Origin of the sequence: Streptomyces sp. NPDC127092, assembly GCF_042722475.1 — a bacterium.
Lineage (GTDB): Bacteria > Actinomycetota > Actinomycetes > Streptomycetales > Streptomycetaceae > Streptomyces.
Genome location: NZ_JBHXFE010000427.1, coordinates 1 through 1,024, shown reverse-complemented (window position 1 = coordinate 1,024; position 1,024 = coordinate 1). Strand labels below are relative to the sequence as shown.

Sequence of the window (1,024 nt, the reverse complement as noted above, 5' to 3'; positions counted from 1 at the left end):
CGCCAGGACCTGCGCTGCGAACGCCTCGTTGATCTCGAGGAGATCGATGTCGTTAAGGGTGAGCTCCGCCCGGGTGAGAGCCTTGTCCACGGCCGGGACCGGGCCGATGCCCATCCGGTTCGGCTCCACGCCGGCGACACCCCAGCTGACGAGCCGGGCGAACGGGCGCAGGCCCAGACGTTCCGCGTTCTCGGGGGTGGTCACGATCGCGGCGGCGGCCGCGTCGTTCTGACCGCACGCGTTGCCCGCGGTCACGGTCGCCTCCGGATCGACGCGTGATCGGATGGGCCGCAACGCCGACAACGACTCGGCCGTGACGTCGCGGCGCGGGTGTTCGTCGGTGGTCACGACGACGTCAGCCTTGCCGCGCTTGCCCGGCACGGTCACCGGGATCGTCTCGGCGTCGAACAGGCCGCCGTCCTGAGCGCGGATCGCACGGGCATGAGATTCGGCGGCGTACGCGTCCTGCTCCTCGCGGCTGATCGAATACTCCCGGCGCAAGTTCTCAGCGGTCTCGATCATGCCGCCCTCGACGGGGAAGTTCACGCCACCGGAGTTGGTGCGGGGCTTGGCCAAGCGGTCGTGGAACTCCACCGAGGCGCCCTTGACGCCCCAGCGCATACCGGTGCTGTAGAACTCGGTCTGGCTCATCGACTCGGCGCCGCCCGCGATCACCAGATCGCTCATCCCGGTCTGCACCTGCATGGCCGCGTAGATCACCGCTTGGAGCCCGGAGCCGCAGCGGCGGTCGAGCTGGATGCCGGGCACGGTGACGTCGAGGCCGGCGTCGAGCGCAGCGATCCGGCCGATGGCCGCCGCCTCGCCGTTGGCGTAGCCCTGACCGAAGATGACGTCGTCGATGTCGTCGGACGTGAGCGACGTCCTCTCGATCAGACCCTTCAACACCGTCGACGCGAGGGTGGTGACGGGGACGTCGCGGTACATGCCGCCGAATCCCCCGACGGGGGTGCGGACAGGTTCACAGATCACTGCTTCGTACATGGGGTCAGAGTGCTTTCTTGGC

Annotated in this window: 1 protein-coding gene; it reads right to left on the bottom strand. The window is 68.8% G+C overall.

Annotated elements, in window-relative coordinates; translation table 11 throughout:
- A partial coding sequence (locus ACFWJO_RS41010) for an acetyl-CoA C-acetyltransferase (RefSeq protein WP_386873513.1) occupies positions 1-1,024 on the bottom strand: 1,024 nt, incomplete at both ends.